Genomic DNA, 3975 nt, shown 5'->3' with positions numbered 1-3975 from the left:
TGAGGCGATCGGCGATCCACTGTTCGATCTCCACCGAGTCCCAGCCCACCGCGCGCACGCCCAGGCGCAGCGCCTTGGGGAACTTGCCTTCCTTCATCAGGCTGTAGATGTGCGCGCGCTTGAAGCCGGTCTTGGCTTCGACCTCGGCGCGGCGCAGGATGCGGTGCTCGGTCGGTGCCGCCGTGGCGGTGGTCTGCGAAGACATGAGGGTCACTCCTTAACGCTCAGTGGCGCTGATTGGCGTGACTCGAATTAAGAACGCCGCGTTGAAGAAAGACACCGCAAATGCGGTGTCCGCGACCGCAGATACGGTCTGGCATCGCTCAGGAAGTTGTGCTCTGCAAATTGCGCCGAGCCAGTGCGAACTTGGCCTGCAGCGTGCGCTCGGTGATGCCCATCGCGTTGCCGTGGTGCGCCACCATCGCGCTGATGATGGCCTCCTGCGTCAGGAAGCTGGAATACGGCATACCGTTGGGCGACTTGCCCAGCAGCAGCGTCAGTAACCCGCCAACGATGTTCAGGTAGGTCGATTCGCTGCGCGGCCCCGGCGTGTTCGCACGCTCCGCGTCGGCCGCGCAGGCGGAGTGCGTTTTCAGCAGCGCCTCGTGCTCGGCGCGCAGCGTCTCGTGCACACCCAGGTGTTCCGCCAGCCGCGCCTTGATCGCTTCCCGCTCGGCCAGCAATGCGCCCACTGTGTCCAGGCTGATCGCCGGATGAAGCGCACGCTCGATCTCATCGAACAGAAACGCCGGTCTCTCGCCGGGGTAGTGGTGCGCCATCCAGGCTTTCAGATCGACGTGCCGCACCGTCAGCGACGGGTCGTCCATCGCGAGGCTCTGCGTGTCCCGCACCAAGCCATCCTTGCCATACCGCATCTCGCCGTGAGCCAGCGCATCGAAGATCCTTTCGGCGTTCAACCGCAGCATCGGCCAGCGCGGAAACTCCGTTGCCTCCGGCAGAGGCCGCTGTTCCAAGGTCGCCAGGATGCGCCGCTCGAAGCGCAGCAATCCGCTCCAGCGGATTGCCGCCTCGATCGGGCGGTAGTAGGTCTTGGCACCATCGGCCAGGCTGCTCGACTTCGGCATATCGCGCGCCTCCATTCGTCATCGCACCGAGTCCAAGCACGCGCACCCGCCGTATAGGCGGCGTGCGTGGCTGTCCAGGAATCTCCGGGCGAAACGAGCAGGTGGCGAAGCGGCGAAGACCGTGGCATCGGCGATGCCGCCGGTTTCGTTGCGAGATGCGCGCCTTGCCGCGCATGGCGCCATCACTCACAATTCGCAAGCCGCGAAACATGCTGTCACCAGCGTCATTCGCGGGCACCATGCTTGGCCCGGATAACCAGGCCAAAGTCTTTGCAGGGAAAAAGGCCCAGTAAAGCGCGATCACGTCAACACGCCAGAGCCGATGCGCATACGGCAAGCACTGTTGCGCCGCGCGTCTTCGCTGTGACGCGCCACGATGGGCATGCGAGTTTCACGCAGGATGCCAACCGCAACCGCGAGCAACGCCTGAGTGCAGCGCGCCCGTGCACCGCGTCAATGGAAACCCGCTTTGACAAAACAGGTCTGGCGCTTTGACCAAAATGGAATCGGCCAACCCACCTGAAACAGCCTCATGCGAGCCGTTGCGTATCCAACGGCATATGGCCGACACGCTGCGCACGGTCGATGAAGTGGCGCAGTGGCTCCGACATCGCGCCCTCGGCATGTAGCAGGTAGGTCGTCAGCGCCGCCGAGTCTTCATCCAGCGGCCGGACGATTACGTCCGCCTGCCGGCATGCCACCACGTGCGCCGCGGTGGAAAATCCCACGCCATAGCCGGCCGCCACCAGGGCCAGCATCAGCGAGTGGGTCGTCACGTACTCGGCCACGACCGACGGTGTCTCCACCAGGCGCAGCAGGCGCTCGCATTGCCGGCTGCACTCCGCGCACACTTGCGGGTGGCACAGCACCAGCGGGTAGCCCACCACCTCTTCCAGCGGCACCCGCTTGTGCGCCAACAATGGGTGCCGCGCGGGTATGGCCACCACCAGCGGGTCTTGCCACACCGGCATGGCGACCACTCCGGCCTCCATCTCGCCGGCCATGGCAAAGGCCGCGTCGTACAGGTCGTTGCCCAGCCCGCCCACCACCTGCGACAGCGGCGCCTCGAACAGCCGGATGCCCACTTCCGGCGCCTCCTCCCGGCACAGCGCGAGCAGCGCCGACAGCCGGGTCCGCCCGACGCCGCCGGCCAAGGCGATGCGCAGGGTGCCCCGGTGTCCCGCCGCCACCGCCCGCGCCTTGGTCTGGGCTCGCTCAAGGGTCAGCAGCACGCGCCGGGCCTCCTCCAGGAACACCTGCCCGGCCGGGGTCAGGCGCACCCCGCGCGGCATGCGCTCCAGCAGCGTCACGCCCAAGTCCGCCTCCAGTTGGCGGATCGTTCGCGACAGGGGTGACTGCTCCACATGCAGCCGTCGCGCCGCCCGGCCAAAGTGCAACTCCTCGGCCACGGCGATGAAACAGCGAAGATGGCGTAAGTTCATGTACTTCCCCCCAGAAAGTGGAGTCCAGTCCTCTGGCCGTAGGGAACCGCATGAGTGCTTCCCGGTGGCGATGCCGGTCACAGAGGCTTTCCAGTTGCCGCCATCCGGCCTTCAGTCGCCGGCGAGGCAGCGAGTGTCCAGGCAAGGCCGGGTTATTCCATCGGTGTTGCCATATCACACAAAACCACGGACAATCAATAATAATTCTCATTAGCATATGTGTCCGAATGGAGTGAAGCCGATCAAGCCCGACGTGGCGAACCTGTCCGTCACCACCCACGGCAGCGTGTTCTGAAACGACGAACGCATGGGCGACGAGCAGCTCGCGCAGCGGCTGCAGGCCTCCGCGCTGCGTCAACCGCAGCCCGAGGACTTCATCCGCGGCGACCGCCTGGCGCGCCTACCAGCGCGTCGCCCAGGTGTTGGCGGCTGCGCAGAAGTCCGGGTGTTGAAACTGAGCTTCGTGACCGACCCGGGTAGCGACCGGGGTGAGCCGAAAGACACCCCCATGAAACTGCATCGGCACGACCGCCCTGACGCCGGCGTGTCGTCGTCGGCTGCACCGATCGCGGACACCAGCCCGCGTGCGCGCCTGCGCGCGTGCCCGGCACACCGGCTGATTTACCAGCGTTGCGGACGCAGCACACTGACCATCAGCATTCAATGCGCGGGCTGTGTGCGCCGGCCTACTCCGCGCGTGTCGGCGACGGGCCTGCTCCCGACAGGCATGAGCGCTTCGACGCGATGCAATCGAAGGAGGTGCTGACGGGATGCGGATGTAGATGCTGGCGCCCGAGAGGCCGAACCAGAAGAAGACAAACAGGAGGTGGCCTTGGATTTCAGATTGCTGCGTTACTTCGTCGCAGTTGCGGAAGAACTGCATCTGGCCCGTGCAGCCGAGCGTCTGGGCATCGAGCAATCACCTGTGTCGCGTGCGATGCGCGACCTGGAAAGCCAGCTTGGCGTGCAGTTGTTCGACCGCAGCACACGCCTGACGCGGCTGACCTGGGCCGGCCAGGTGTTCCTCGTCGAATGCCGGCGCGTGATGGCCACCGTGGAGCAGGCAGTCAAGAGCGCCAAGGCGGCGGCACAGGGCTACCAAGGCAATCTACGCATCGCCATCTGCGACAGCCTGGCGCAGCCCCGCATCGCCACCTTGCTGGCACGCAGCCGCGAGGATGAGCCCGAGCTGGAGATTCGCGTCTTCGAGCTGCCGTTCGCGCAGCAGCTCAAGATGCTGCACAACGATCTGCTGGACATCGGCTTTGCGTTGTCAAACGCGGTGCATGATGGCCTCGTCGCCGAGCCGGTATGGACCGATCCGCTGTCGGTGATCGTGCCCGCACGCCATCCCTTGCTGGCACACGTGCAGGTGCCGCTGGCCGAAGCCCTGAAGTTCCCGCTGGTTCTGTGCCATCCCGAATCGGGATCGGGCTGCCGCCATCAGA

General features: G+C 65.6%; 5 protein-coding genes. 2 read left to right on the top strand and 3 right to left on the bottom strand.

The window, feature by feature from the left end; all coding sequences use genetic code 11:
* From AC2VLV_RS11005 to AC2VLV_RS10995, 3 genes are all read right to left on the bottom strand, one after another.
* Window positions 1-205, bottom strand: a 205-nt coding sequence (locus AC2VLV_RS11005) for an AlpA family transcriptional regulator (RefSeq protein WP_486990022.1), incomplete at its 3' end; no start/stop codon positions are given.
* Window positions 206-323: 118 nt separating this feature from the next.
* Window positions 324-1085 (bottom strand): hypothetical protein, encoded by a 762-nt coding sequence (locus tag AC2VLV_RS11000; RefSeq protein WP_023434600.1) that lies wholly within the window; start codon window positions 1083-1085, stop codon window positions 324-326.
* Between the two features lie 530 nt (window positions 1086-1615).
* Window positions 1616-2527 (bottom strand): LysR family transcriptional regulator, encoded by a 912-nt coding sequence (locus AC2VLV_RS10995; protein WP_023434601.1) that lies wholly within the window; start codon window positions 2525-2527, stop codon window positions 1616-1618.
* A 307-nt stretch (window positions 2528-2834) separates the two neighbouring features.
* Between AC2VLV_RS10995 and AC2VLV_RS10990 the strand changes: the two genes are divergently transcribed.
* Complete coding sequence (locus tag AC2VLV_RS10990; RefSeq protein ID WP_202876787.1) at window positions 2835-3293, top strand: hypothetical protein; 459 nt, start codon at window positions 2835-2837, stop codon at window positions 3291-3293.
* 66 nt (window positions 3294-3359) lie between these two features.
* Window positions 3360-3975 (top strand): LysR family transcriptional regulator (locus AC2VLV_RS10985; RefSeq protein ID WP_486990021.1); only part of this gene is annotated, 616 nt, incomplete at its 3' end.

The sequence above is a fragment of the Thiomonas sp. TH-17 genome, from assembly GCF_057473305.1.
The sequence above is the reverse complement of the archived record's forward strand: the minus strand, read 5'-3'. Positions and strand labels throughout refer to the sequence as shown.